The following is a 25,425-nucleotide window of genomic DNA, read 5'->3' as shown; positions in this document are numbered from 1 at the left end:
GAATGGACATAGAAGATCTGCGGACCTTTGTCGAAGTTGCCGATTCCGGTGGTGTATCGCCCGCAGCGCGCCGACTGGGAATTTCCAAGTCGATGGTCAGCCGGCGGCTCGCCCGGCTTGAGGTCGAACTCGGTGTTCAGCTTCTTGCGCGCACTACCCGTGGCGCCGGACTCACCGAGGCGGGTGTCACGTTTCGCGATTTCGCGGCAAAAACCTGCACCGAAATAGACATTGCACGCGAAACGATTTTGCCCGAAGGCGACCTTCGTGGACGCTTGAGGGTTTCCGTTCCGCTGACATCGGGCCCAGTGCACTTCGCCTCCGTGCTTACAGAAATGGCGCGCCGACACCCGCAGCTTCAGATCCACGCCGAATATAGCGACCACTGCGTCGATCTGGTTGCAGAAGGCTTCGACTGCGCGATCCTGGTCGGCGCGTTGCGTGACTCCAATGTGATCGCCAAGCGCGTGGGCGAGATTTATTTTAAGCTCGTTGCCAGCGCCGACTATATCCGGGTTCATGGCTCACCTGAAACGCCAGTCGAAATCGCGACCCACCAAGCCTTGCTGGGGATCGAGGCCTGGCGGTTCCTGGAAGGTGACAGGATACTTACCGTGCAGCCACAGGGTCGCTTCAGCTCCAACAACAGTGCGGCGATTGCCAAAGCCGCGGCGGAGGGGCTTGGCATCGCATGGCTTCCAGACTGCGTCACACATTCTTATCTTGCCTCCGGTGCGCTCGTCCCGATCATGACGCGCTTTCCACTGCCCGTCGGGGATGTTCATGTTGTGAGGCCGTCCAGTCCCCATCCACCGCGCAAGGTGCGTATCCTTTCCGAATTCCTGATCGCATCTTTCGAAAGACTTTGGGGGGAGTCGGGCGCTGAAAACCGATCCAACCTCGATCTCTCGCCCACCTCTCTCAACAGGTCGTCGGGTGCGAAACTCCGACTGACGATAAATAACTCCGTTTCAGATGATGCCGTCAGAGAACTGCGGCAGCCAATTCACTCCGCGATGTAAATCGCCCACCAGATAAGAAAGGTGTCCGCACATGAGCTGGAACCCCGCAAGAGAACCAGGTTGCCCAGACGACGTTGGCATGGACGCGATCGAGACCCTCATCATTCCCCGCGCTCGCGACCTTGGCGGCTTTGAGGTCCGGCGCGCCCTACCCGCCCCGAACCGACAGATGGTCGGCCCCTTCATCTTCTTCGATCAGGCAGGGCCGGCTGAGCTCCTGACAGGCCAGGGCATCGATGTTCGTCCTCACCCGCATATCGGGCTTGGCACGGTCACATATCTCTATCGCGGCGACTTCCACCACCGCGACAGCACCGGAGCAGACCAGATCATCCGTCCCGGTGCGCTGAACTGGATGGTCGCAGGCCGTGGTGTTTCCCATTCGGAGCGAACATCCGCCACCGCCCGAACCGGGCCGAACAGCCTGTTCGGGATCCAGACCTGGCTCGCCCTACCGGAAAAGAACGAGGACATGGCGCCGACGTTTAACCACTACGGCGAGGAGATGCTGCCGGTCATCGAGGATCATGGGGTGTCGGTTCGGCTCATTCTCGGCAACGCCTACGGCAAGGCCGCTCCCGCAACCATGTTTTCTGAGACATTCTATGCCGATGTCACGCTGGAGGCAGGAGCTCGCCTGCCGATGCCGGACAACCACGAAGACAGGGGCATCTATATCGTCGAAGGCTCGATCTCTATCGCTGGCCAGGAGTTTGAGGCACAACAGATGATGGTCTTTCGCCCCGGCGACAGGATCACGGTTGCGGCGGGGCAAAAAGGCGCTCGCTTGATGATCTTAGGCGGGGCAACACTGTCTGGACCGCGCTACATCTGGTGGAACTTCGTCGCTTCTTCGAAAGAGCGCATCGAGGAAGCCAAGGCCGAATGGCAGGCACAGAAATGGGGCGAAGGCCTGTTCGACCTGCCGATCGATGATCGCGACGAGCATATACCGCTCCCCGAATGACGACAGTAGCCATCGACTGCGCGCGGCCGATCAAACCGGGACAGCATTGACGACATCGTGTTTCGGCAGAAAATGGATGAAGCAAAATGAGCAATACATGACCACACCTAGACTACCTCAGCTGGCTCGAGACGTGTTCCGCACTGCATCTCTATTTGCAGGTCGTCGGCAAATACCGCTGGCTCACACACCGTGGCTCAACCACTCCTGGAACGCGACTTTCTACGTAAGCCCTTCCGGTCTTGCATCCTCGCCGATACCTGATGGCCCTGGCATCGAGATTATCTCCGGCTTTCATGAACATGCGGTGATCGGTTCGAATGGAGACGGACTTCGATCCTCGTTTGCATTGAGCACATCTACTGTCGCTGATTTCCATGCAAATTTCGCCCGTCTGATCGCCGAACTCGACGGCAGGCCCGATTTTCATGGTCAGCCAAATGAAGTCGCAGACCCGTGCCCTTTGATGAGGACCATCGGGAACGCCCGTAGGATCGCGAGGCTATTGGGAATTCTCATCAGGCTCTGATGGCTATAAACAGGGTATTCAAAACATTCAGGACATTCTTCATCGGGAAATCCAGCCTTGTACATCTTTTCTGGGGCAGCTTCGATCTGGCCGTCACGCGGTTTTCGTGACGGCAGGCGTCAATCCATTGCAGCGTGGTTGATGAACACGGAATCCGAAATGGGCCTGATCGCCCCCGGTAATCTCGCAGATTTTTCCGTTCTCGACAGGGATTACTTTTCTGTGCCGGAGGATCAGATCAAATCCGTTTCCTCGGTTCTGACCGTCATGGGCGGCAGGGTCGTGTTCGGGGCGCAGGACTATATCTGTATACGTATTACGCCCTGTCGGTGCGGATCTCTGCTTTCGGGTCGAACATAGCGGTGCGGCCGAGGCCTGCCGCGTCCGGCACTTCATTCTGGAGTACATCCCAGTGCTCGACGAGCTTGCCATTCTCTATACGGAACAGATCGACCACGATTTGTGTGCTTTCGGCCCAACCGCGGATGCGGCCATGGATGGCGACGAAATTCCCCTCGGCCAGCGTGAGGCCGGGTTCATAGTACACGTCCTTGGGCAGGTTGCTGACAAGCGCCTGCAAGGCGTCGCGACCTTGTGGGATACTGGGATTGTGCTGGACGTAATCGGGCGCATAAAGCCGCTCGACCGCCGCCACCTCGTGACGCTGGAACGGCGACGTCATTGCCTCGCGCACGAGAGCTTTGTTGCGCTGAGGACGTTCGTCGATAACACGATCGCTGGCACGCGTGATGGTAATCGACCCGGTCATTCGCAAGAACTGGCCGTTCGCTAACGTCGCATGCGAGTGGATCCGGCCGCGGTCGTAATCCTGGACGTTGGTCACCGTGGCACCGTCCTTCTCCTGCCAGCTAACCGCGAACATGCTGTTACCAAGCGGCACGACGTGTATATCGACGACTTCCATATGTGCAAGCGGCCCCCCCTTGATCTCGAATTTCAGTTGCGTCGTTGACAGAAGTGAAAGGGTGGCGGTGAAGTTCGGATAGGAAACATCAAACTCTAGCCCGACGGGGAAGTGATCAATAGACAAAAGCATGGTCCTTATTCAATTGCGTCAGACTAGGGTAGCGAGGTCCGATGAGAGCTTTTGTCAATCCGACATCGAGCCTCGCCATCCCCGGGTTACTTCATCAAGCCGTTTTGGGGACAGGGGTATTGAGCAGTTGTTGTTCCCAGAGATAGGCGATGCCGCTGCCACCAGCATGCTGGATGATGACATCTGTGACCTTCCCAGCAGTTTCCGCTCGCGCCCAGTCACGCTGCCATTCTGCCGCCAGCGCGAGCCAAGTCATCATGTTGGCACCCGCCGCAATCATGCGCTGTATGGCGACTTGGTGAGCTTCGACCGAGACACCGCCGGAAGCATCGGTGATGACCGTTACGTCCCAACCTTCCCCAAGCGCCTGGATCGCAGGCATCGCGACGCATACCTCTGTCCACAGGCCGGCCATGATCAGCTGCTTGCGTCCCGTCGCCTTGACAACGTCCACGACCTTCTGGTCCTGCCAAGTATTAATGAATGTCCGGTCGATGATTTCCTGGCCCGGGAATACGTCTGCAATCTGAGGAAAAAGGTTGCCGCCGCGCCCGGCAACGACGGTAGTCAGGATTGTCGGCACACCAAACGCCTTTGCGACCTTGGCCAAGCCCACAGTGTTGTTGACCACCATCTGAGGCTCGTGGCTATTCAGGTTCGCAAGCTGATAGGGCTGGTGGTCGATCAGAACCAGTACCGAATCCTCGGGACGAAGGAGTGACGAAAGGCCGTTACGAAGGGTCATGAAAATTCCTCTGCTGTCATTTTGAGGGTGTGTTGAACTGTTTAGGCAGCATGCGCTGTCAGGAGCGCTGCCGTTGACGCGGACACTGTCATTCCACAAAGTGATGCGGTAGTGTTCAATCTTGCAAAGCTGTGTCGCTAAACGGGGAACACTAATTGGACATCGAAGACCTGAGGACGTTTGTTGAGGTTGCTGATGCTGGTGGTGTGACGGCCGCCGCGTTGCGGCTTGGTGTCTCGAAATCGATGGTCAGCCGGAGTTTGGTCCGGCTTGAAGAGGAACTCGGCGCGCAGCTACTTGCGAGAAGTACGCGTGGCGCCGCGCTCACAGAGGCCGGCAGCACCTTCCGGGACTATGCAGCAAGGGTCTGTGCGGAAATCGACGTGGCGAAGGAAACGATCTTGCCTGCCGGTGAGCTTCGCGGGCGCTTGCGGATCGCTGCACCTTTATCGTTCGGGCCAACGCACTTGGCCAGCGTCATTGCGGAGATGGCGCGCCGCCATCCGCTCTTACAAATACAGACCTCTTACAGTGACCAGGTCGTCGATCTTATTACAGAAGGCTACGACTGTGCCATAAGGCTCGGCTATCTTCAGGATTCCAATCTGATCGCGAGACGCGTCGGGCCCATCTACGGGAAGCTTGTTGCGAGTCCCGACTATATCGAGAAACACGGATCTCCCGAGACACCGCAGGATCTTGCCAGCCATCAGGCTTTGATGCAGGGAACGGAAGCTTGGCATTTTCTGGGTGCCGAGAAGACCATCACGGTCAACCCGCGAGGCCGCTTCAAGGCTGACAACGCCGTCGCTCTTACGGCCGCTGCGGTAGCGGGTATCGGCATAGCCTATCTCCCCGAAGGGCTGATCAAAGAGTATGTTGCCTCCGGTGCACTTGTCCCCGTGATGACAAAGTATCCTCTACCGCCGGCTGGGATTTATGTTGTGCGGCCTCCAGCGCAATATCCAGCCAGGAAAGTGCGCGTTCTGACCGATATGCTGATCGAATGCTTTGATGACGACGAGCCCCCGGATGCCTAGCCTCATTTCGTGAGTATCGCAGCTAACTGGCGTTGGTACTCTTCGGCACCAGATGGTCAAAAGTCGCATGTCGAACGTGCTAGCCAGGCGACCGCTTGGTCCAATAAGCCCGGCTTGTGATCATACTCATAATGGCCAACCCCACCAACTACACCAATATCAAAGAGCAGGGCTTGGATAATATTTGACGACAGCTTTGATGTCAGTGCTGTTCGGGCACAACGGGCTTCAAGGATCTCTAAGACAATGCCCGTGAGCAAACGCCCTTAGGTGCCGGGTTTGATAAAAACATACAGCGAATGTATCCGACCATCTTGGAAATGAGCGATATCCATACCCGTTACCGCTGAGGGACCATCAGGAGGGCCTGCCTGCCATCGCAAACGGCCAATATCGTGGTGGCCCAGGGCTGGCCCAAGTGCCGAGAAGACGAAGTCGGCGGGGAAACTCGTAAGAAGGGCTGTGACTGCATCGGAAATCGACGCATGGCCCGTGACTGAAGTTTCTGGTTCATTAAGTGTAGCGTCCGCGGCGTAGAGTTCGCCGATCGCGATCAGGCGCCGTTCTGGATCGCGCTCGCTAAATACGCTGGACAAGTTCGCTTGCATGAGTCGATCATAGTCTAAAGGTTGCACGGCTCTACTCCTCGGATTGATCTTATGATACGCGAGCGGCAGCTCGGATTTGGCGCCAACAAACGCCAACCATTTAGCGTGACAATTATCGCTAAGGCGCACGAGTGGGCTAGTTACCGATATCGGAAAGCTGTGTCGCAAAAACTGGAACGACGTGATACTCCGCAGCTTCGATCGCGTTGCCGCAAGAATGCATTGTCACCTTACTATTCGTCAGGCCGCCTGCCGCAGGAAAGAATCTAATCCGCAGGACAACCGGTGGGGTGCTGATTTAACGACCTCACAACGGAACGACGCGTTCCGTGTTCCGCGACACAGCTTCACCGATTTTGAGGCTAGTCATGATTAGCCGACGCCCGCTACACGATTGTAGCAACAGTATCAACTGAACGGTTCGAAGGATCGAACCACGCCGAACAACCTGTCAAAGCTCCCTCCAAAGATGATGGTGCCGAGGCTGTTCCTGGTTCTTCCGTTAGCAAAGGCGCATGATCATCTCGTTTACAACACCTCCGATCCGAATAGGCTACTGCCTGTCATTGACAGGCCCGCTTGCGGGCAACAGTCAGTCAGCTCGGCTTGCGCACGAAATTTGGCGAAGCGAAATCAACGACTCGGGTGGCCTGCTCGGCCGAGCCGTCGAATTCGTCTGCTACGACGACGAAGGCGATGCGTCCCGCGTATCTGGTCTATATGAACGGTTGCTCGACGAGGATAAAGTTGATCTGGTCATCGGCGGCTACGGCACCAATACCATATTGCCGACCATGCCGTTAATCATCGAACGCCAGCGATATTTCGTTGGATTGATGGGTCTTGGCGTCAACAATGCGCTCTCCTACACGAACTATTTTGCAATGATACCGACAGGTCCGGACCCTAACGCGGCTCTGACGGAGGGTTTCTTCGAGATTGCCGCACAGCAGACGCCACGGCCTATGACCGTCGCACTCCTTTCCGCGGATGCCGTGTTCGCTGAAAACCCCATTCTTGGCGCGAGGGCCAACGCAAAAAAGCACGGTTTCAAGATCATCCATGAGGCTGAGTATTCGCTTGCGACCACTGACTTCGCGCCAATCTTGGATGCGGTCGCTGCGAGCAATTGCGACCTGCTTTTCCTATGCTCCTACATTCAGGATTCGATCGATCTCATCCGCGCCATTCGCAAGCATTCCTTCCGCCCGAAAATGGTGGGAGCGGGTATGATCGGGCCCCAGAATACGTCCGTAAAGACGGCACTGGGTCCCCTGCTCAACGGCTTGGTGAACTACGAGTATTGGGTTCCGGTTTCGACTATGATGTACCCGGGCGTCACAGCCTTCCTAAACACCTATCGGGAGCGCGCCAGGGTCGAAGGCGTCGATCTTCTCGGGCACTACATGGCTCCGCTGGCCTACGCTCAGATGCAAGTCGTCGCGAAAGCAATTACCTCGACCGGCGGGCTCGACGACCGGGCTTTGTCGAATTTCTCCCGTAATGCGGTATTCGATACGGTCATGGGTGAAATCCGGTTCGGCAAGAACGGCGAGTGGGAGAATCCCCGGGTGGTGCAAGTGCAATTCCAAGGGATTGATAGCCACGACACCGGTCAGTTCAGAGATGGCTCGAAGCAGGTTGTCGTCAGCCCGGGCGGACTAGCGTCGGGACAACTCATTTTTCCTTACGCTTCAGCGTTGTGATCACTTAGCAGCGCGATTGAGAGCAGACTTTCAATGGCCGGTGTGACGAATGCTGTTACAAGCTTTTTTGCTAAACGATAATTTCGTGTATTTGGCTTGAAAAGAAGTAGCCTGCCTACCTGGGCGCCGGACCGATGGTCTTGAACGGATACGGACCTTCGGCTCCTGCGCTTCTGCTGTTAGTGGCTTGAATTAAAGAGCATTTCCCATGAGACCGATCCTAAACAGCAAACTGTCCCATAGCAGTGAACAGAAATCTTGGGTGCCGACTCAATAAAGCTTTTGGGAAACGCGCTCGGCCATGAAATCAATGAAGGCGCGAACTTTGGGCGCTCGTGCCGACATAGGGGGCCAGACGAGCGAAACGCTGCCACGTTCGTCCGTGTAATCTGCGAGGACGGCTTGGAGACGTCCCGCCGCAATGTCTTCACTTACGAGATAGCTTGGCGCCTGAATAATCCCCAATCCACCCAGTGCGGCGGATGCAAGTGACTCGCCGTCGTTCAAAACGACAGAGGGCTTGCTTGGCGTTGCATGGTGTGAATTCTTGAACGCCCAAACCTCCTGCCGACCGGTGGTGGGGAAACGATAATAAACACAACAATGATCATGGAGATCTGCTGGACTTTGCGGAATTCCGCGGCGGGCAAGATATTCGGGTGAGGCGCACGTTATGAATGTGTGTGGTCCGATTCTTCGCGCGCGTAAGGTCGAGTCCTCCAGCTCCCCAAGTCTCAGCACCACGTCATATCCATCCTCGATAATATCGACCTTCACATCATCCAGGCTGATATCGGTCGTCACCTCTGGGAAGAGGGTCCGAAAATCGAGGAGCGCCGGCATGATAATCTTGCGTCCTAAGACTGTGGGCACGCTTACCTTGAGTCGACCTCGGGGTGTCTTCTGGACCAGATGAAGCTCTTGCTCAGCATCTTTCAGTTCTTTCAAGATGCGTGCGACGTATCGGTATAGAATGTCACCTTCGCCGGTCACGGCTAGCGATCTGGTCGTACGGTTCAACAACCGTAAACCTATACGCGCTTCAAGTCGCTCTACCGCCTTTCCAACGGCGGATGCGGATAGGCCAAGCTTCCTTCCCGCAGCGGCGAAACTTCCGGTTTCGACGGCAACTGAGAACGCGACGAGACCGCTGAGGGACTCGATTGAGACGATTGACGACATTATGTCCGGTATGATGCGACGAATACCACCATTCCGTCAATAGCCGCGATTCTCCAATATCAACACAGCAACTATTCGTGCAGACCGCTACTAGAACGTCGAGCAAAGCTTTGGGAAGAAATAATCATGTCATTCACTCACGCACATATCCTCCATCGTTGTTCATTCAACGCGACGGATAATGGATCAAGCAAGCAATGACCCCATGCGGCAGGTGATACTCGAACGCTTGAAAACGACCGTGATGGTTTGGCTCGCCGTCTACCCGATCGTCCTTCTGATTATTTGGCTTGTGGGCGACCGTACGCAAAACTGGCCACTGCCACTGCGTGTATTGGCCACAACGCTCATGATCGTGCCGATTGTCACCAACGTTAGCCAGCCCGCAGTGAGGACAATTGTCGCGAAAATCGAAATGGCAATTCTGCGGTGGCAATCGAGACGCCGGCTCTAATCTCGTCCTTCTTGGACGATCACGCAAACGTTTGAGGATCCAGAGATATGATAATGACTCCCGACGGCGCAACGAGCCGCAAAGCCTTCAATTGGATCAACGGATCCCAGTGCCAAGAAGGTCAGTTGCAACAGTCAATCGACCCAGCGACCTATAACGTAATCGGCCATTACCCCGACTATGGCCTGGAGGCAGCGAAATTTGCGGTGGCAGCAGCCTCTAAGGCATTTCGTGAAACCATGTGGGCCCACGATCACGAATTACGGGCGCGCGTGCTCGATCAACTAGCCTGCGCCTTTGAACGAAACCGCGACAGACTGCTTGAAATTCTGTCGTTGGAGAATGGCAAGGTGAAGGCAGAAGCCGCGTTCGAATTGGACATGGTTGCGAGCAAACTTCGCTACTCGGCAGCGACTGCGCTGGTCGAAGGTGGACGGGCACTGACACCCAAGCCCGGGAGCATCTCCCTGATCCTTCGGCAACCGATGGGGGTCGCGGCAGTCATCGCCCCTTGGAACTCTCCGGTTATTCTGACGATCCGCTCGCTGGCTCCAGCGCTGGCTGCTGGTTGCACCACCGTCATCAAACTCCCGGCGCAAGTCGCACAGACGGCAAGCGTCATGGCCGAAATTATGGCCGAAGCAGAAGACCTGCCGAATGGCGTGATCAATCTGTTTTTTGAGAGCGGGCCTGAGGGTTCTGCCTATCTCGTAGACTCGCCGGAGGTTCCGGTCGTTAGTTTCACCGGATCGACCCGTACGGGACGAGCCATTAGCAGCACCGGCGCAAAGTATCTCAAGCGCTTCGGAATGGAGCTCGGCGGCAAGACGCCGATGATCGTCTTTGACGATGCAGACCTTGATGCCGCCTTGCCGGTTCTGGAAAAGGCGTTGACGGTCTTTAGCGGCCAATTCTGCATGACGGGCTCCCGCTTGCTCGTGGAGAATGGCAAATACGAGGCCGTTCGCGACGGCTTGGCTGAGCGGTTGCGCAACGTCAAAGTCGGCCCCGCCGCCGACCCCTCCAGCGACATGGGGCCTTTGATCGACCGCGCTAACGTCGAGCGGGTTGATGGTGTTGTCGAGGCCGCTATCGCAGCCGGCGCGAAGGTTGTCGAGCGTGGCGGCCCCATCAATGTGGGTCCCCTTGCAAACGGCGCTTTCTTTCGCCCGGCCCTTCTGGAGGTCTCCGACAACAGTCTTGCTATCGTACAGGAGGAGACTTTTGGTCCAGTGCTGACGATTCAGCGGTTCTCTGACGAGGCGGAAGCGATCCGCCTTGCCAACGACAATGAGTACGGACTGTCGGCCAGCATCTGGACACGCGATGTAGATCGATCCTTGCGCGTCGCGCAGGCGCTCGAAGCGGGCTCGGTATGGATCAATGACTGGGCGAAGGTCTACGACGGTACCGAGGAGGGCGGATTCAAGCAGTCTGGCGTTGGCCGCTTGAACGGTCTGGCCGCGCTGGACGATTTCATCGAACACAAGCACATCGCGCTCAAGCCGGGCTTAGCGCAACGCTGACACCTCAATTCCCAAAGTCATTTAAAAGGAGAAATAACGATGTCTATCAATGCGCACGCTAAGAAGTTGTCTAAAGCCGAGCCTGCATCTCCGACGTCACCGTTAGTGGTATTGCAGTCGATCCTGTCGAACCCGACTGACCTGGATTTCGTAAAACAATTCACGACGGACGATTTCATTTATGTTTCGCTGAACTATGAGCACCCGGAGCTGAAGAGGATCATGCCCTGGGCCGGTACCAACGAAGGTACCGAAGGGCTAGTTCAGACTTTTATCAATGTCGGCCGTTACTGGACGACAGACAACTTCGAAATCCAGGACAGTTTCGAAAATAAGGACGGCGCAGCGATCTTCGGCACGTTCACCTACACGTCAAATGTGTTGGGTAAAAAGGTGACGTCGCCTTTCTCGGTTCTGGCACGCGGTGAAAACGGCAAACTGTCTTATGTGCAGTTTATGGAAGATACTTTCGCAACTGTCCGCAGTTTCAGATATAGCGGCGAGTATTCCATCAAAGCGAACCCGGACGGGTCCGAAATTACCATATGAGGAATATGGCCCTCGTACTCAAGGTGGCAGGTCGGAGTTTCCGAGCTGCGATGACTTCCGTGCCCGCCACCCCGTCACTCCACTTTGACGCGGTAGCGTTCCCGCCAATACCACTGATCAATAACCAGCGGTCAGACCAAGCTTTCGGTTTCGGCCGCCTTTTGGGCTTCTTCAATGGAAAGTCGAACCGCTCGCTTCATGGCATCCTTCTCGCCGAATATCGCAACAAAAGCTGTGGCACCTTCCAATCGGGCTAACGTGTCGGTTGCGATGTCTCGAGCCACATCAACAGGCATGACGCGGGACAAGATGCTCGACAGATGATCGCGGTGCGCTTGGAAAAAGGCTCGAACAGCATCCTTCGCAATCGGGGTATCGTCACTTGTGCCGTAAGCAAGATGCAGGCCTACGCATCGCCCGCGATCAATGAGAGTGGCTGCAATTAGTTCTATGACCTCGATGAATTCTACGTCCCATTGCCGGGAGCCGAGGTCTCTTTGACCGAATGTCTCTTGCAAGGTGAGATCGAGGACCGCCGGAACGAGAGCTTCTTTGTTGGGAAAGCGGACGTATAGCGATGATTTCTTCAGGCCCACGGCATCCGCGAGGTCGTTCATCGACGCCCCGGAATACCCTTTCGATCGAAACAATTCCCTCGCAGTTGATACGATCGTTTCTCTCAAGACTTTCATACGTTTTCTCCGAGCCGAGTTCTACGACACTTGATACAACAACCTTGAAGGGTTGACAACCGACCGTTCGGTCGTATTTTACGTCCATCCGTTACTGTTGGTTTGCCGAGACCTTTGAGAAGGAGTTCCAAAATGGCCGTGAGCTACAAAACGCAAAAGGTTAAAGACATCGAGGTTTTCTACAGAGAGGCTGGTTCGAAGGAAGCGCCGGTCCTTCTTCTCCTTCACGGCTTTCCGTCATCCAGCCACATGTTCCGTGATCTGATCCCGCTGTTGGCAGATCGGTACCGGGTCATCGCACCAGATCTTCCCGGGTTTGGTCGAACGATCTCTCCTCCACGTGGGGAGTTTGCTTACACATTCGATAACCTCGCCGCCATCATGACAGGCTTTACAGAGGCGCTCGGCCTCAGCCGCTATGCACTTTACGTGTTCGACTACGGCGCACCGGTGGGCTTCAGGATGGCGACGGCCAATCCGGAGCGGATCACTGCCATAATCAGCCAGAATGGTAACGCCTACATCGACGGGTTCAGTGAAGAATGGATCGCTTGGGAGACCTATTGGCGGGACCCCTCCGCCGAAAACAGAGAGGCATGTCGAGCGTCCCTGTCTCCTGAGGTGATCGAGAATTGGCAATACCGCACCGGGACATCAAAGGAGCGACTTTCGCCCGATGGCTACCAGCTTGATATCGCGTTCATGTCGCGGCCGGGTGCGGAAGATATTCAGCTCGATCTTATCCTCGACTACAGAACAAACATCGACCGGTATGAAGAGTTTCAGGCATATTTCCGGGATCATCAACCACCGTTCCTGGCGGTCTGGGGCAGACATGATCCAGCATTCGTACCGGCGGGTGCCGAGGCCTACAAGCGTGACCTGCCCGCCGCAGAGGTCCATCTGGTCGATACGGGGCATTTTGCCTTGGAAACACACGCGGATGAGATTGCTCAGTTCATCCGGAGCTTCCTGATCAGACATGTCTGAGCTCGATACGACAGTCTCGCGGCCAAGTTGAGCTTCAGGGTCATAGAAAAGGAGACAATGATGAAGCTACGCGGGAGACAGGTACAGGTTTATTAGCCAGTCCCAGCGTTCCAGCTCACGCGACAGAGTTTTGCGCGTCGCGCACCTACAGCATGCCAGCAGGCTCCACAAAATATTGTTCGCTAGTTCGGTTCGCAGCTTCGGTATTTCGCAAATGGTCTGGAACACATCAACTTATCTAGGAGAAGGAACAGAAATATGATCAATCTCGAAGGCAAACGTGCATTGGTAACCGGCGGGTCGCGAGGAATTGGTGCTGCGATTGCATTGGCGTTGGCGGAAAACGGCGCGGATGTTGCGTTCACCTACCAACGCTCCACCGAAAAGGCTTCAAAGGTAGCGGAAGCGATCGAAAAGTTGGGACGCCGTGTGGCTGCGATCCAGGCCGACAGTGCCGACCCAGAGGCAATTGCTAGCTCAGTAAGCGAGGCCGTCTCCGTTTTGGGCGGGCTGGACATCCTTGTGAACAGCGCCGCGATTGGCCACAACGGAATGGTCGCGGACCTTGATCTCTCAGCGTATCAGACGTTGATGGATGTCAATGTACGGGCTCCGGTCCTGTTCGCGAAAGCCGTCATCCCGCATCTCGGCAAAGGCGGCCGCATCGTCACAATCGGCTCGGCTCTGGGTGAGCGGGTACCGTTTCCCGGCATTACACCATACGCAATGTCCAAGGCAGCACTCACATCCTTCACACGCGGTCTTTCGCGTGAACTTGGTCCGAGTGGCATCACGGTCAATCTCGTGCAACCCGGAGCAACCGACACGGAGAGCAACCCGGCGGATGGACCAGCTGCAGACTTGCAGAAGAGCTTGACGTCCTTGGGGCGCTACGGCGAACCGCGCGAAATCGCGAACGCTGTCGTATTTCTCGCAAGTCCGGCTGCGAGTGTCATCACGGGCGCCATTCTTACGGCGGACGGCGGTGCGATCGCCTGATTTTCTCGTACCGAATAGGAGAATGGTACCCACCGTTGATCGGCTGTGCATGCCGGCCATTGATCACTTCGGTGGGCGCCTTCTCCATGTTTCTACTTTTGACAATAGGAGACCTTGATGGCCAAGCCTGAACTTTTCGTCACACCCGGATACGGGCAGAAATTCCACGAGCTTTTGCACTTTTCACAAGCGCTCAAGATCGGTGATCGCGTCGAGATATCCGGCCAAGGCGGATGGAACGATGAACTCGAAATCCCCGATTCGATCGTGAGCGAGATCGAGCGAGCGTTTGAGAATGTCCAGCGAACCTTGGCCGCGGCTGGCGCGGAGTGGAGGGATGTCGTCCATGTTAATTCTTACCACGTTGGAGGCTTTCCGCCGATTGTGAACGACACAATTGCCGGTTTCTTCCGTAGGTACATGCCCGATCGCGCTCCGATTTGGACGCAAACCGGTGTAGAAGCCCTTGGGCTCCCTGCCATGCGAATTGAGATTCGTGTCACTGCCATCCTGGAATGACACCCTGCCACGGCCGCATTAGTGCACAATGACTAGTCGCGCTGAGCAATGGGCGAACCATGGCTGCAGCCAGCTGATCGCGCACCGCGATCAGAACCTCAGCCTTCCAGCAACGAGAACGTGATGAAGACCCACAGCTGCCCCATTCCCACACCCCAGGAGCGCTCCTTCCTAGATATCCAGCAAGCAGCCGAACAGAAGATGCTTGAGAAGGTGGCTCGCGCCATCTCCGATGCAGCAATCGAAGTTGCAGCGAGCGTCCGGGACGCCGGTTTGAGCTTCGAACCGACCAGTGAAGGCTATTTTACGTTTGCGGTTCAACAGGCAACGTTCGTGCGCCTTTGCGGAGGCAATCCGGATACGCTACGGGGAGGAAACCCGGAGGTTGGCGATCATGTCGTTCAGAACTGTCGCAACATCATCGACACCTATTGGAAGACCCAGTCTGCGCACACCACGACGCCCTGACAAACTCCTTCACCTGTCGCAAGCAATCGGTAACAGCAATAAACGAGGTCCATCATGAAATGGGAATACCTGACAGTCGACAAAACGCTCGATAATCATCAGATGAACGAACTCGGTGACGCTGGGTGGGAATTGGTTGCGGTCGTTTCCCCAGCGCATTTCGTCTTTCATTATTATTTCAAAAGAAAAGCTCAGCCGCTGTAGCAGCTCTCAAACGACTGGGAGGCTTCAGGCGTCTGGCCCTTTAGCAACCCAAATGGTGCCCGGTAGTACGGGAGACGACCACGATCCGGCCCCTCAAGCACTGCGCAACCCTTACCAGTCAGCTTCAGCAGAGTGGCTGAGCGCTACAAGTTGGGGTCGATGAATAACAGTGGGCCCGCCGTTACGGAAAAGGAGAAATAGATGAAAGCTGCAGTATATGACAACCCTGGTATTCCAGCCGTTCTCGAGTATGTCGATATGCCGGATCCAGCCTGTGGACCGGGTGATGTGCTCATTGCCGTCGAGGCTGTCTCCATTGAGGGAGGCGACCTAGTCAATCGCCGTTCGACGAAACAGCAATCCCGGTGGATTGTCGGTTACGCCGCCGCGGGAACGATTGTTGCCGTCGGCGAAAACGTGAAGCACCGAACCGTCGGACAGCAGGTGGCGGCTTTCGACATGCAGGGATCCCATGCCGAACTCTGGGCGGTGCCGGAAACCCGCACATGGCTGGTCCCCGACGGCTTGAGCATGGCCGAGGGCGCGGTACTGCCGATCTCATTCGGTACGGCCTATCACTGCGTAAGCACCAAGGGACAGTTACAGGCTGAAGAGACGGTGCTGATCCATGGGGCAGCAGGTGGTGTCGGACTTGCTGCAGTTCAGCTGGCACGTCAGGCTGGGGCGCAGGTAATCGCCGTTGCCAGTGGCAATGAGAGGCAGGCGCGCCTGCGCGCGCTCGGTGCGACACATCTCATCGACCGCCACAACCAGGATGTGGTCGAAGAGGTTCGGCGGCTGACGGGTTGCAAGGGTGCAGATCTCGTCATCGATCCGGTCGGCTCGACCTTGCAGGGTTCGCTGTCGGCGCTCGCCCCCGAAGGACGCTTGGTTTTCGTCGGCAATGCAGGCGGAGGCGGTCTAGCCGTCGAACTATGGCAACCGATGCAGAATAACCAAACGCTACACGGCGTGTTCATGGGAGCCCTGTTCGAAAGGCCCGCGGTACACGAAACGGTCGACGCCCTCCTGAAAGCCGCGACCGACCGGCGCTTGGAGGTCGTTATTGATCGGACGTTCTCACTCAAGGATGCAGCCTCCGCGCATGAGCACGCAGAGACGGCAAAGCCTCTGGGGCGGGTCGTAATGAAGGTCTGAACTCCTGAGTATGAGAAATTCAAGATCGATAGGTAGTCCAACATGAAACGCATCTCATTCAAAACGGAAACATTGAAGTTGCCGGCAATGTACATCTGCCTCCCGGGTTCGATGGCAGCCTGTCGTATCCGGCGATTGTTCTGGCAACGCCCGGAAGCAGCGTGAAGGAACAGATCGGTGCGATATATGCGGAAAAGTTGGCGAAGAAAGGTTTTATAGCTCTTGCCTTCGATCCGTCCCATCAGGGCGAAAGTGGTGGCGAACCACGGGACCTTGAAGCCCCGCTGCCCGTATCGAAGATCTTCGTTGCGCGATCGATTATTTAACAACGTTGGCTTACGTGGATGCTGATCGCATTGGTCTTCTTGGCATCTGCGCCGGTGGAGGCTACGCGATCAGCGCTGCCTTGTCAGAATGCCGGTTCAGAGCGGTTGGAACGGTCGTTGCCAACGACATCGGCGAAGCGCTTCGCCGCCTGCTGCCAGACTATCGCCAAACGCTGGTGGACGTGGCGAACCAGCGGACCGGCCGAAGCGCTTGGTGGCGAGCAGCGTCGGGATCCTTGGATCCCTGATAGTCTGAAGGAGGCCGAAAATGTGGGCATAACGGACCCGGATGTGCTCGAAGCCGTCAGGTTTTACCGGGAGTCCCAGTATCGTCACCCGAATTCCACGAACCGCCTGCTATTCGTCAGCTATGGCTCCATGCTGAGTTTCGACGCTTCTAGCCTTGTCCCGGAACTATTGACCCAACCTCTGCAGGTCATTGTTGGAGGTCGGCGGGGGACCACTGGTCAGTACGAGTCAGGCCAACGTCTGTTTGACCTTTCGTCTTCCAGCGAGAAAGATTTCATGGTCGTAGAAGGTGCCGGTCACTACGACATGTACTACAAGCCGGAGTACGTGGGTAAAGCGATTGATCGGCTGGCCGCATTTTACGCGCGCAACTTGAACCCTAATCTGCCCGATATATCGCTGCACTAATTCGTCTAGAGGTGTCAGTTCGTTGCCCAACGTTCGAGTCATTTTTCAAGTTGCGGAGAAGGAGTATAGCGGTCAGTCCCTTTCCGCTTGCTGGTCACACGCACAGGAGTATCGCTTATCGAAAATCTTCATTACCAGATGATCAGGTGGGTCGGACACCGCATCCGCATCACCGTTCTTGACCTGTCGCGTGACAATCTTCTTTCGCGCTAAGGTTCTTAGCCGGACAGTCTTACTGTCTTTAAAGGATAACACCTAGGATGCTTTAGACGGCAGCTAAGCGATCTTTTCTTGAAGAACTGCCTCCTGCCTCAGCGTGCTTCTACATGCCCCCGTATCGACTGGGAGCCCGCTGAGTTCCTGCAGTTTCTCCCCCCACTCGCACATACTGACAAGTACCGGAGCCAGTGATTGCCCCAACTGGGTGAGCTCATATTCCACCTTTGGTGGCACCTCGGGGTAAATGATCCGGCTGATGATGCCATCGGCCTCCAATTCTCTGAGTTGAAGCGTGATCATTCTTGGCGTTGCCGCCGGTGTAAGGCGGCAAATAGCATTGAAGCGCAATTTGCCGTCGAGCAGATGGAAGAGGATCACCGGTTTCCACACTCCGCCGATGACAGAGATTGTCGCTTCCACAGCGCAGCCGGTACGATGAGCCGTCCGGCGTTTGCGTTTTAAAGGGGTACTATCATTCATGATACTACATGCTCTATTTGTACGTACTTCACCAACAGTCATCATATCCTTACTTGGGTTGCATGGAAAGAAGGGGCGCTACCTGATGCGCCGCGTTTCCAGCCACGCATCAAAAGTAGGGAACCAATTTCAATGTCTACCGAACAAATGCCGCTAATCGCGGTTGTTGGCGCCACCAGCAAGCAGGGTCGAAGTGTCGCCACTGCCCTGCTCAAGAGCAAACAGTATCGGGTGCGGGCGCTCACCCGCAATCGTTACTCTGTCGGGGCCCGCAGCTTGGCGGATCTCGGCGCCGAAGTCGTAGTCGCGCCGCTTGGCCTCGGCCACGAGAAGGACCTTGTGACGGCCTTCAGGGGCGCCGACGGCGCGTATCTTATGACGCCGCAGCTCCTGCCGCAGGATAATGCCGAGTTCGTGCTCGGCAAACAGCTGGCAGATGCAGCGGTCGAGGCCGGCGTCGGTCACATCGTCTTCTCGACCCTCGAAAATGTCGACAAAATCTCCGGCGGCAGAAAGTTCACCCCGCACTTCACCGACAAGGCCCTTGTCGCCGACTACATTCGCACGCTGCCGATAACGCATTCGTTCGTATCGCTGGCCTTCTTCTACACTAACCTCCTGGAATATTATGTACCTCAGATGGACGGCGACACTCTTCTCATGCCGATCTACCTGCCGGAGGATTTCCGTGCACCCTTCGTCGATCCGGTCACTGCGACCGGCCCGGCAGTGCTTTCCGTGCTCTCCGACCCTCACACCTTCAAGGGCAAGACGATCCCGATCGTCGGCGACATCCTGTCTCCTCGCGAGATGGTCGATACATTCCAGCGCGTCACCGGCGTCAAAGCCGAGTACCGCAGCGCTTTTGAGCGCGAAGAGCTTCTGAAATTCTTCCCGGGTTTCGCCGCCAATGAGCTGCTTGTCGACGAGTTGATCGGCATGGTCGAGTTTGCCGTCGAGTATGGCTACTTCGGTAAGGAACACGACCTGGAATGGAGCCGTCGCTTGAATCCGGAGACGCTCTCGTGGGAGCAGTTCCTGAAGTCGACTGGATGGCGCGGCGACAAAGCACAGTTCGGTCTGTGAGCCTTCACACCGGCGTCAGCAGGCGTGGGACGATCGTCCCGTGGACGCCGACGCCGGACAGCACGGGTCAGGCCCTTGGCTGCATTCGAAGCCCGCGCGGCGCCCAATTTCCCCTCAGCCTCAACATTGGAAAAACAACCATGAGCACAGAAGACAACAAGCAAATCGTACGAGAATTCTGCGACCATTTCAGAACGTCGAACGTGGACGGATTGATTGATGCCATGACTGAGGACGCCACATGGTGGGTTAACGGCAAGCCGAACCTGTTTTCGTCCGCAGGAACGAAGACCAAAGCAGAGGCCGCATCCATGTTCCGTAACATGTTTTCGGCCTACACGACTGGTCTCGATATGAAAATCATCAACATGGTCGGTGAGGGTGACAGTGTCGCCGCAGAAGTTCGATCGCGAGCGACCACAAAGTTGGGCAAAATCTATGAGAACGAGTATTTCTTTCTCTTCAAGATCCGAGACGGAAAAATCGCGATCGTGAGGGAATATACTGACCTCATGTATGTGCAGGAGACATTTGGTTGATCTTTGGTTTTGTTGGGACGCCGATAGCGCCGCCTCAGAGCGGCAGGCGGGAGTGTCAAACGCCAACCTCTCCTCCTCGCCAACAATCGAAGGGGACTTAACAGCGTAGCGGCGTGCGGCGGGTTGCACATGGCCGATTCTGATGCAGAAGCACCGGAAAAGTTTTTCGCTGTCACCTCGCGAAACTCCGCGATCCATCCTGTCCAGTTTTGGGAATGCCGAAGCCTCGGTCTTGAGCGGAATCGAACCGCAGAACCACTCAACGCGGTTTTCTAAGGTCCTGTTCCGGATGAGCCATTATGCGATTTTTCGCAGTACAGAACGGCTGCAGGCCCGGCATAAACGATGTATAGGACGCAATCTTCTCTGACGCACATTCGGAATGAATAACCAACACTCAAGTGTCGTGGCTACTGGCTCCCTGCACATCCGGCTGCGGCCATCGCTGCAGCGCGATGCGGCCAGCTTCTGTCAACGCATAGATGCCCCTATCGAGGCGCTCAAACCAGCCATAAACATTCGAAAGCAATATCTTGCCCGCGTCCGGTACGTTGGTTCTAATATCACGCACTCGCAGCGGTCCTGCCGTCAGCGTTGCCGCACAGGCAAGCGCCTGCTGCCGATATGCCGTCATAATTGGCGTGCGGGTACTACCACCAAGCACCGGATCTCCGCGTCGTTTCTGATGTTCGCGCATAAGCCTCGAACGCCGCTTTAGATCGGTCCGCGGCATTGGTGATACGGAACCAACGATAACGCTGACCTCGCCGGCATCGGAAATGCCCAGCATGCCAACGCCAAGCCTGCGGCATAGGTTGCGGTAGCGTTTGTCGGATTCACGACCTCTACCGCTGGACGATATCCGGGCAGCGATCCAGACCTCGTTTGAAATGGTCGCCCGGTCGACCGCCTGCAAAATGAGCTCCAGATTGAAACTCAATTTTAGCTCGGCGACCACGACAACAGGCGGATCGTCATTACTTAGGCCGACAAGATCGCAGCCGCCAACCTCGCCCTTGACGACGTAACCTGCCTCTTCGAGAAAGCTTTTGACCGGCAGATAAAGCGAAGTTTCCATGTATATAGATCAAATCGGAGAATCGTTTGACAAAGAAATACACCGATATGGCAGTTAGGGACACCGCATTCGCCTCGCATTGAGAAGTATCTAACCCACGACCCCACTGAAATCTTTTCCCAATTCAAAATCGGCCTGTTCAATTGCGGAACCTGCCAAAAACCCTTCCTTTGAAAATGCCGATAATAGGCGAATTTGGAGCGTTTTCGATTGTAGCGTGAATGTCTACAATCCCGATTAAAAGCCTGTTGTGTAGTGCCTATTCAATGATCGCCTTGAAAAAAGATAGGGACTGCAACCCCCTAGTTGTCCCCCCTCGTTCCGAATAATTATGGGATTCGGCAAAACAGGAATGAAAACCACCAAAGAACGACGACTGCTTTGCGCCTTCATATCGGCCATAGAGGCAATCTTTGCCTCGCCTGGAAGCAGCCATTTCGGCAGCCACCTAAAGTTCATAGTCGTGCCACAACTGGCCATTCGCGCAAGTCTTTGTGCGTTACACTCGACTCGCCCGAACGCTCAGCCACCGATCAGGGGGCTTTCCGACGCACCGACGTACCTCGCTGACTATCCAGCCGGCGTCAGAGAGTGCGGACCGCAAGGCAGACTCGCGCCAGTACGTCTCGAAGTAGCGCCGCGGCGCAGCAGCACTGCCGTGTGTGGACACATCCTCGCCGTCGCCCTCTCTAACCGAGACGTACAGTCGGCCACCGGTCCGGGTCGCCTCGGCCAGCCGTCCAAGCACCGTGGCGAAATCCTCGCGCGCGACGTGAATCAGGCTGGCACAGGCCCAGATCCCGTCGTACGGCGTGCCGGGACGCTGCGGGTCGGCCAACTCATCGGTCAGCGGGTCCAACAGGTCAGCCTCGAAGCCACGTTCGCAAAGCAGGTCGACGAAACCCTTCGAGATGTCGGTGCGCCGGACGCTAATTCCCCGTTTCTCAAGCTCAAGAGCATCTCGCCCGCCACCGCTTCCGATCTCCAGCACCCTGCCCGAGCCACCCAGCGCGGTCACGAACACATCGATCTCTGTCGCGACCCATTCGGGCATCGCCGCGGCCTCTGAAGCGTACTCCGCCGCGACCGTATCATAGGACCGCACGGTATCCCGGTCGGTGCTCATCTTAGCGCTCCTCCTTCAAGACAAGAGGCTCGATGAGCGAGAGGCCATCAGCCCATTGCGCCTTTCTCACTTCGGCAGTTGTGACATCGCGGGCGATTTTCTTCCCAGCTTACGCCGAAATGCGGTCTGAGACACCGCCGACCGATTGTCAATATGCCGGGCGGCAATGCACCCGCATCTCGGTCATACGTTCACCCGGCGATGGCGCTGAACCGGACATGGAGCGGACTGAGATGGCTGCATGTTTGTATCAACAGCGGTCCTTCCGCGTGAGAATGGAGGCGGGAACAGAATCCGCCGCCATTTCATTGGCGTCACCTGTATGGGAAGCTTAGATATCAGAGAGAACAGTCAGGTCACCCGTCCGCCAGACATTGTCGACCGTGTTTCGAGTAATGAGCCATTTGTCCCCGCTTCTCGCCAGTTCGACATCGTAGCGGTTCTTCATGAGGTAGTGACGCGAGGAATCGTGACGAGGAACGTGCTGGGCTTCCACGAGCACGTCCATGCGTGCCGTGTCACCATTGATGGTCACACGTGGATTGCTGACGGAGTGGGTGGTGTCCAGTGTACCAAGCGACGTCAACAGGGCCGTGGCAATGAAATCCCGGCCTTCGATGACTGGATATTCGAACCCGGCCTTGGCGGCGGCCGGTCGGAAGTCCGAGATCGCGTTTTCTGCGAGCGACGACGAGAGAAGCTCCTTGTCTCGGAGGTCGATACCTGCTGCGAAGCGATACAGCGTTTCGACGACAGCCAACTTGTCGGCAGCCTCCTGAGTGGGAGATGGCGAAATTGTCATGAACGTACTCCTTATTGTGCCGGAGACTTGCGAATACAAGCCTCCCCCGGCATCCGCGCCTCAGGCGCAGATGTTCATTGTCTTGATGTGACTGTAAGGTGGGCGGCTACTCGAGATCGGCATCGATGCGCTCGATCAGACCGTCCGAATTGATAGCGATCTTGAGGATGCCCACCTCGTGACCGAAATCTCCGGCTAAATCGACACGGACATTCGAATTGAAGCCGTCCAGCGTCTCAATAGACAGCACCCTGCTTGCGGTGTTGTAACCAACGAAGAACCGCTCCAGATAGATCCGGACGCCGTCCCAGCCGACGAAGGCATTGCCGACCGAAACATCTTCGATGACCGCATCGGGAGCAAACAGGGACAGCGCGCGCTCGACGTCGAAGACGTTTGCGGATGCGATGAATGATTCGACGAGCTTCTGCATGGCGTTCCTCAGATGTCGACGATTGTGGTGTCGGCGATAGTCTGAGCAAAGCCGCTTCCGAACACAACGGCGGGCGTCTGGAAGCCAGGTCGGAATTCTCCTCCCAGCACGCGGCGGCCGGCTTCGGCCGCTGCCATCGCGGTGAAGGTATAGCCGTTGACCGTGTCGAGACGCGAGCTGGTCACCTGGCCTTCCGCGTTGGTGACTTCAATGGCCGCCTGGTATCGGTTCGCGAGGCGCTCGTCTTCGCTCGGCCCATCCGGAAGCAGCGAAACATCGCCCTGCGGGAAGCCATCGCCTGTCACATGCACAAAGGTCTCGACATCAGGGACGCCCGTCGACCGCCAGATCGTGATGAGATCGGGAAGCGTCACCGGAAAACAGTCGACCCCACCCTTGCCGAAGTCGAATTTTCGAATTCCCTCAGCAGGAGCGCTTACGAGCTTGCCATCGATACGAGCCAGAGTCTGGGTCGTGACATTCTCCATGGCGCTGATTGCCGACCCGCGCGAGAGGCCACCTGCGACATGCAGCGCGATCCTGATTTTTCGGGGGTCGTGGACTCTCCCGACAGCGTGTCCGGCGAGGCTGCCGAGCATTGCGACGCTGCCACCACCGCCCGGCATCAGCATGATCCCCGCTGCCTTCGCCTCATCATCCAGGTCTTCGGCCAGGCAGTAGCTGTCGAGTTCGGCTGCAGTGTCGAGATAGTGTACGCCGTTGCGGAGCGACGCCCGCATCAAAGCTCCGGCGGTTCGCAGGAAAGGACCGGCGCAGTTCAGCAGGACCGAAATATAGGCAAGGCCTTTGTCAATCGCCGCAGCCTCGTCGAGGCCGAACACCCGGTATTCAACGCCGAGCTCTGCAGCAAGCCTGGAGAGAGATTCCTCGGTACGGCCTGCGAGAACGACAGGCGTGCCTGCCGCTTTCGCATATTTCGCTGCCATGCGGCCGGTATAGCCGGTCGCGCCATAGATCATCAGTTTTGTCATGTCAGTGCTGCCAATCCTTGTAGACAAATTCGAGGCTGTAACCATCGGGGTCGCGAACCTGTGCGGCGTAATAGCGTGGGTCGTAGTGAAGCTGCGGGCCGGGCGGATGTATCTCGGTTGCACCCGCGATGATCGCCGCGCCGAAAGCGGCATCCACTTGGTCGGTGCCCCTGGCGACGAAACCGACATGCGCTGCGCGGCCGTCCACGACCCCTTCGCGTAGCCAGAAGAACACCCTGCCGTTCGCGCCAAAACCTTTCAGGTCCGGATGGCCGCAAGGTCCGTCCTTTCCTTCGTAGTCATGTGCGTGGGCAATTCCGAGTGGTGCCAGTGCCGCCTCGTAAAAGGCGATCGAGCGGGCGATATCGCTGACGGAGATGAAGATGTGGTCGAGCATGCTGCTCTCCTTTGGTCAGATGATGTAGCCGCCCGCGACTTCGATGTTCTGGGCGTTGATCCAGCGGTTCTCACTCGACAGAAGGCTGGCGACAACGCCACCGATCTCTTCGGGTTCGCCGACGCGGGCGAGCGCGGTCTGGCCCGCGAGTATCGCCTCGAACTCGTCGTTCATGCCACCACCCAGTTCGGTGCGGATTGCCCCGGGTGCGATCGAGTTCGCCCTGATTCCCCGCTCGCCGAACTCCTTGGCCATGTACCGGGTGAGGACCTCGAGACCGCCTTTGAACGAGGCATAGGGCGCGACCCCGGCAGTGGCCACGCGCGAGGTGGCGCTCGTGATGTTGATGATCTGGCCGCCATCCGCCATCATCGGCAGCAGGATCTGGGTCAGGAAGAACGGTCCCTTGAGATGGACGTTGAACAGCCCGTCGAACTGTTCTTCCGTCACTGTTGCAATCGGATTGAATAGGCCGTAGCCCGCGTTGTTGACGAGACAGTCGAAGTCGCCACGGCCCCAGACGGTTTTTAGTTGGGCGGCTACGGCGTCACGGAACGCTGGAAAGCCGCTGACGTTTCCGACGTCAAGCTTGAGAGCCACGGCCCTGCCGCCGCTCTGCACGATCGTCTTCACGACCTCCTCTGCCTTTTCGAGATTGCTGTTGTAGGTAACGACAACGCCCATGCCGTTTCGGGCGCACTCAACGGCGGCGCTCGCTCCGAGGCCCCGGCTGCTTCCGGTGATGACGACGATCTTCATGAGTCTTTCCTTCTGTGTTGGTATGACCTGAAGCTAAGCCTGCACCGTCTCTCGCGCTCACCCATTTCTCTCTAAAACTTGCCTATTTCTGCTTCTCGCTTGCGGAGCCGATCTCA

The 25,425-nt window shown here is 56.7% G+C and carries 31 protein-coding genes and 1 pseudogene; 19 read left to right on the top strand and 13 right to left on the bottom strand.

What is annotated here, in order from left to right; translation table 11 throughout:
• Positions 1-2 precede the first annotated feature (2 nt).
• From V9K92_RS01875 to V9K92_RS01855, 5 genes and pseudogenes are all read left to right on the top strand, one after another.
• Positions 3-872 (top strand): annotated as a pseudogene (locus V9K92_RS01875) (LysR family transcriptional regulator); the annotation flags it as partial.
• Positions 873-1,053: 181 nt separating this feature from the next.
• Positions 1,054-1,989, top strand: a complete 936-nt coding sequence (locus V9K92_RS01870) for a pirin family protein (protein WP_337353065.1) — start codon at positions 1,054-1,056, stop codon at positions 1,987-1,989.
• Between the two features lie 97 nt (positions 1,990-2,086).
• On the top strand, positions 2,087-2,518 hold the full coding sequence (locus V9K92_RS01865; protein ID WP_337353064.1) for a DUF5996 family protein: 432 nt from the start codon (positions 2,087-2,089) through the stop codon (positions 2,516-2,518).
• Positions 2,518-2,628, top strand: coding sequence for a DUF5996 family protein (locus tag V9K92_RS01860; protein ID WP_337353063.1), 111 nt, complete (start codon positions 2,518-2,520; stop codon positions 2,626-2,628). Before V9K92_RS01865 ends, V9K92_RS01860 begins: the two co-directional genes overlap by 1 nt.
• Positions 2,576-2,878, top strand: a complete 303-nt coding sequence (locus V9K92_RS01855; RefSeq protein WP_443094422.1) for an amidohydrolase family protein — start codon at positions 2,576-2,578, stop codon at positions 2,876-2,878. The genes V9K92_RS01860 and V9K92_RS01855 overlap by 53 nt, the downstream gene beginning before the upstream one ends.
• Here V9K92_RS01855 and V9K92_RS01850 read toward each other — a convergent pair.
• Complete coding sequence (locus V9K92_RS01850) at positions 2,835-3,569, bottom strand: nuclear transport factor 2 family protein (RefSeq protein ID WP_337353062.1); 735 nt, start codon at positions 3,567-3,569, stop codon at positions 2,835-2,837. The two genes, V9K92_RS01855 and V9K92_RS01850, sit on opposite strands and share 44 nt — an antisense overlap.
• Before the next feature lie 100 nt (positions 3,570-3,669).
• Positions 3,670-4,320, bottom strand: a complete 651-nt coding sequence (locus V9K92_RS01845; protein ID WP_337353061.1) for a hydrolase — start codon at positions 4,318-4,320, stop codon at positions 3,670-3,672.
• A gap of 155 nt (positions 4,321-4,475) precedes the next feature.
• Here V9K92_RS01845 and V9K92_RS01840 point away from each other — a divergent pair, with 155 nt between their 5' ends.
• Positions 4,476-5,360: a LysR family transcriptional regulator gene (locus tag V9K92_RS01840; RefSeq protein ID WP_337353060.1), complete on the top strand. Its 885-nt coding sequence runs from the start codon at positions 4,476-4,478 to the stop codon at positions 5,358-5,360.
• 266 nt (positions 5,361-5,626) lie between these two features.
• On the opposite strand, the gene V9K92_RS01835 is transcribed toward V9K92_RS01840, so the two are convergent.
• Complete coding sequence (locus V9K92_RS01835; RefSeq protein WP_337353059.1) at positions 5,627-5,968, bottom strand: nuclear transport factor 2 family protein; 342 nt, start codon at positions 5,966-5,968, stop codon at positions 5,627-5,629.
• A gap of 515 nt (positions 5,969-6,483) precedes the next feature.
• On the opposite strand from V9K92_RS01835, the gene V9K92_RS01830 reads away from it, so the two are divergent.
• Entirely contained in the window at positions 6,484-7,674 is a 1,191-nt protein-coding gene (locus tag V9K92_RS01830) for an amino acid ABC transporter substrate-binding protein (protein WP_337353058.1), read from the top strand.
• A gap of 270 nt (positions 7,675-7,944) precedes the next feature.
• Here V9K92_RS01830 and V9K92_RS01825 read toward each other — a convergent pair whose 3' ends face one another.
• The gene (locus V9K92_RS01825) at positions 7,945-8,856 is read right to left on the bottom strand and encodes a LysR family transcriptional regulator (RefSeq protein WP_337353057.1); all 912 of its coding nucleotides are present in this window, start codon (positions 8,854-8,856) and stop codon (positions 7,945-7,947) included.
• A 181-nt stretch (positions 8,857-9,037) separates the two neighbouring features.
• On the opposite strand from V9K92_RS01825, the gene V9K92_RS01820 reads away from it, so the two are divergent.
• From V9K92_RS01820 to V9K92_RS01810, 3 genes are read left to right on the top strand one after another with little or no spacing between them, the layout of a single operon-like run.
• Positions 9,038-9,310, top strand: a complete 273-nt coding sequence (locus tag V9K92_RS01820) for a hypothetical protein (RefSeq protein ID WP_337353056.1) — start codon at positions 9,038-9,040, stop codon at positions 9,308-9,310.
• Positions 9,311-9,357: 47 nt separating this feature from the next.
• Positions 9,358-10,836 (top strand): aldehyde dehydrogenase family protein, encoded by a 1,479-nt coding sequence (locus V9K92_RS01815; protein ID WP_337353055.1) that lies wholly within the window; start codon positions 9,358-9,360, stop codon positions 10,834-10,836.
• 39 nt (positions 10,837-10,875) lie between these two features.
• The gene (locus V9K92_RS01810) at positions 10,876-11,385 is read left to right on the top strand and encodes a nuclear transport factor 2 family protein (protein WP_337353054.1); all 510 of its coding nucleotides are present in this window, start codon (positions 10,876-10,878) and stop codon (positions 11,383-11,385) included.
• A gap of 131 nt (positions 11,386-11,516) precedes the next feature.
• On the opposite strand, the gene V9K92_RS01805 is transcribed toward V9K92_RS01810, so the two are convergent.
• A complete protein-coding gene (locus V9K92_RS01805) occupies positions 11,517-12,077 on the bottom strand; it encodes a TetR/AcrR family transcriptional regulator (protein ID WP_307278508.1) in 561 nt (186 codons plus the stop codon).
• Positions 12,078-12,209: 132 nt separating this feature from the next.
• On the opposite strand from V9K92_RS01805, the gene V9K92_RS01800 reads away from it, so the two are divergent.
• From V9K92_RS01800 to V9K92_RS01770, 7 genes are all read left to right on the top strand, one after another.
• Complete coding sequence (locus tag V9K92_RS01800; protein ID WP_337353053.1) at positions 12,210-13,067, top strand: alpha/beta fold hydrolase; 858 nt, start codon at positions 12,210-12,212, stop codon at positions 13,065-13,067.
• A gap of 258 nt (positions 13,068-13,325) precedes the next feature.
• Complete coding sequence (locus tag V9K92_RS01795; RefSeq protein WP_337353052.1) at positions 13,326-14,066, top strand: SDR family NAD(P)-dependent oxidoreductase; 741 nt, start codon at positions 13,326-13,328, stop codon at positions 14,064-14,066.
• Positions 14,067-14,183: 117 nt separating this feature from the next.
• The gene (locus V9K92_RS01790) at positions 14,184-14,585 is read left to right on the top strand and encodes a RidA family protein (protein ID WP_337353051.1); all 402 of its coding nucleotides are present in this window, start codon (positions 14,184-14,186) and stop codon (positions 14,583-14,585) included.
• 123 nt (positions 14,586-14,708) lie between these two features.
• Entirely contained in the window at positions 14,709-15,053 is a 345-nt protein-coding gene (locus V9K92_RS01785) for a hypothetical protein (RefSeq protein WP_307278497.1), read from the top strand.
• Between the two features lie 405 nt (positions 15,054-15,458).
• The gene (locus V9K92_RS01780; protein ID WP_337353050.1) at positions 15,459-16,415 is read left to right on the top strand and encodes a quinone oxidoreductase family protein; all 957 of its coding nucleotides are present in this window, start codon (positions 15,459-15,461) and stop codon (positions 16,413-16,415) included.
• Between the two features lie 161 nt (positions 16,416-16,576).
• Positions 16,577-16,741 (top strand): hypothetical protein, encoded by a 165-nt coding sequence (locus tag V9K92_RS01775; protein ID WP_337353049.1) that lies wholly within the window; start codon positions 16,577-16,579, stop codon positions 16,739-16,741.
• A gap of 30 nt (positions 16,742-16,771) precedes the next feature.
• Positions 16,772-17,398 (top strand): alpha/beta hydrolase, encoded by a 627-nt coding sequence (locus V9K92_RS01770; RefSeq protein WP_337353048.1) that lies wholly within the window; start codon positions 16,772-16,774, stop codon positions 17,396-17,398.
• Positions 17,399-17,674: 276 nt separating this feature from the next.
• Here V9K92_RS01770 and V9K92_RS01765 read toward each other — a convergent pair whose 3' ends face one another.
• Positions 17,675-18,097, bottom strand: a complete 423-nt coding sequence (locus tag V9K92_RS01765; RefSeq protein ID WP_307278486.1) for a winged helix-turn-helix transcriptional regulator — start codon at positions 18,095-18,097, stop codon at positions 17,675-17,677.
• Positions 18,098-18,229: 132 nt separating this feature from the next.
• Between V9K92_RS01765 and V9K92_RS01760 the strand changes: the two genes are divergently transcribed.
• Together V9K92_RS01760 and V9K92_RS01755 are read left to right on the top strand one after the other, a co-directional pair.
• Positions 18,230-19,183 (top strand): NmrA/HSCARG family protein, encoded by a 954-nt coding sequence (locus tag V9K92_RS01760; RefSeq protein WP_337353047.1) that lies wholly within the window; start codon positions 18,230-18,232, stop codon positions 19,181-19,183.
• Positions 19,184-19,323: 140 nt separating this feature from the next.
• Positions 19,324-19,722 (top strand): nuclear transport factor 2 family protein, encoded by a 399-nt coding sequence (locus tag V9K92_RS01755; RefSeq protein WP_337353046.1) that lies wholly within the window; start codon positions 19,324-19,326, stop codon positions 19,720-19,722.
• Between the two features lie 397 nt (positions 19,723-20,119).
• On the opposite strand, the gene V9K92_RS01750 is transcribed toward V9K92_RS01755, so the two are convergent.
• From V9K92_RS01750 to V9K92_RS01720, 7 genes are all read right to left on the bottom strand, one after another.
• Positions 20,120-20,800 (bottom strand): DUF2161 domain-containing phosphodiesterase, encoded by a 681-nt coding sequence (locus V9K92_RS01750; RefSeq protein ID WP_337353045.1) that lies wholly within the window; start codon positions 20,798-20,800, stop codon positions 20,120-20,122.
• A gap of 499 nt (positions 20,801-21,299) precedes the next feature.
• Positions 21,300-21,926: a class I SAM-dependent DNA methyltransferase gene (locus V9K92_RS01745; RefSeq protein ID WP_336441119.1), complete on the bottom strand. Its 627-nt coding sequence runs from the start codon at positions 21,924-21,926 to the stop codon at positions 21,300-21,302.
• Between the two features lie 331 nt (positions 21,927-22,257).
• Positions 22,258-22,728, bottom strand: coding sequence for a nuclear transport factor 2 family protein (locus V9K92_RS01740; RefSeq protein ID WP_336441120.1), 471 nt, complete (start codon positions 22,726-22,728; stop codon positions 22,258-22,260).
• Between the two features lie 106 nt (positions 22,729-22,834).
• Positions 22,835-23,161 carry a nuclear transport factor 2 family protein gene (locus tag V9K92_RS01735; protein ID WP_336441121.1) on the bottom strand — a complete coding sequence of 109 codons (327 nt, stop codon included), beginning with the start codon at positions 23,159-23,161 and terminating at the stop codon, positions 22,835-22,837.
• Positions 23,162-23,169: 8 nt separating this feature from the next.
• Positions 23,170-24,153 (bottom strand): saccharopine dehydrogenase family protein, encoded by a 984-nt coding sequence (locus V9K92_RS01730; RefSeq protein ID WP_336441122.1) that lies wholly within the window; start codon positions 24,151-24,153, stop codon positions 23,170-23,172.
• Between the two features lies 1 nt (position 24,154).
• Positions 24,155-24,550, bottom strand: a complete 396-nt coding sequence (locus V9K92_RS01725; RefSeq protein ID WP_337353044.1) for a VOC family protein — start codon at positions 24,548-24,550, stop codon at positions 24,155-24,157.
• Between the two features lie 15 nt (positions 24,551-24,565).
• Complete coding sequence (locus V9K92_RS01720) at positions 24,566-25,309, bottom strand: SDR family NAD(P)-dependent oxidoreductase (RefSeq protein WP_337353043.1); 744 nt, start codon at positions 25,307-25,309, stop codon at positions 24,566-24,568.
• Positions 25,310-25,425 lie beyond the last annotated feature (116 nt).

The organism is Phyllobacterium sp. CCNWLW109, assembly GCF_037203905.1.
GTDB lineage: Bacteria > Pseudomonadota > Alphaproteobacteria > Rhizobiales > Rhizobiaceae > Phyllobacterium > Phyllobacterium ifriqiyense.
Note: the sequence above shows the minus strand (reverse complement) of the source record. Positions and strands in the feature narration are given on the sequence as shown.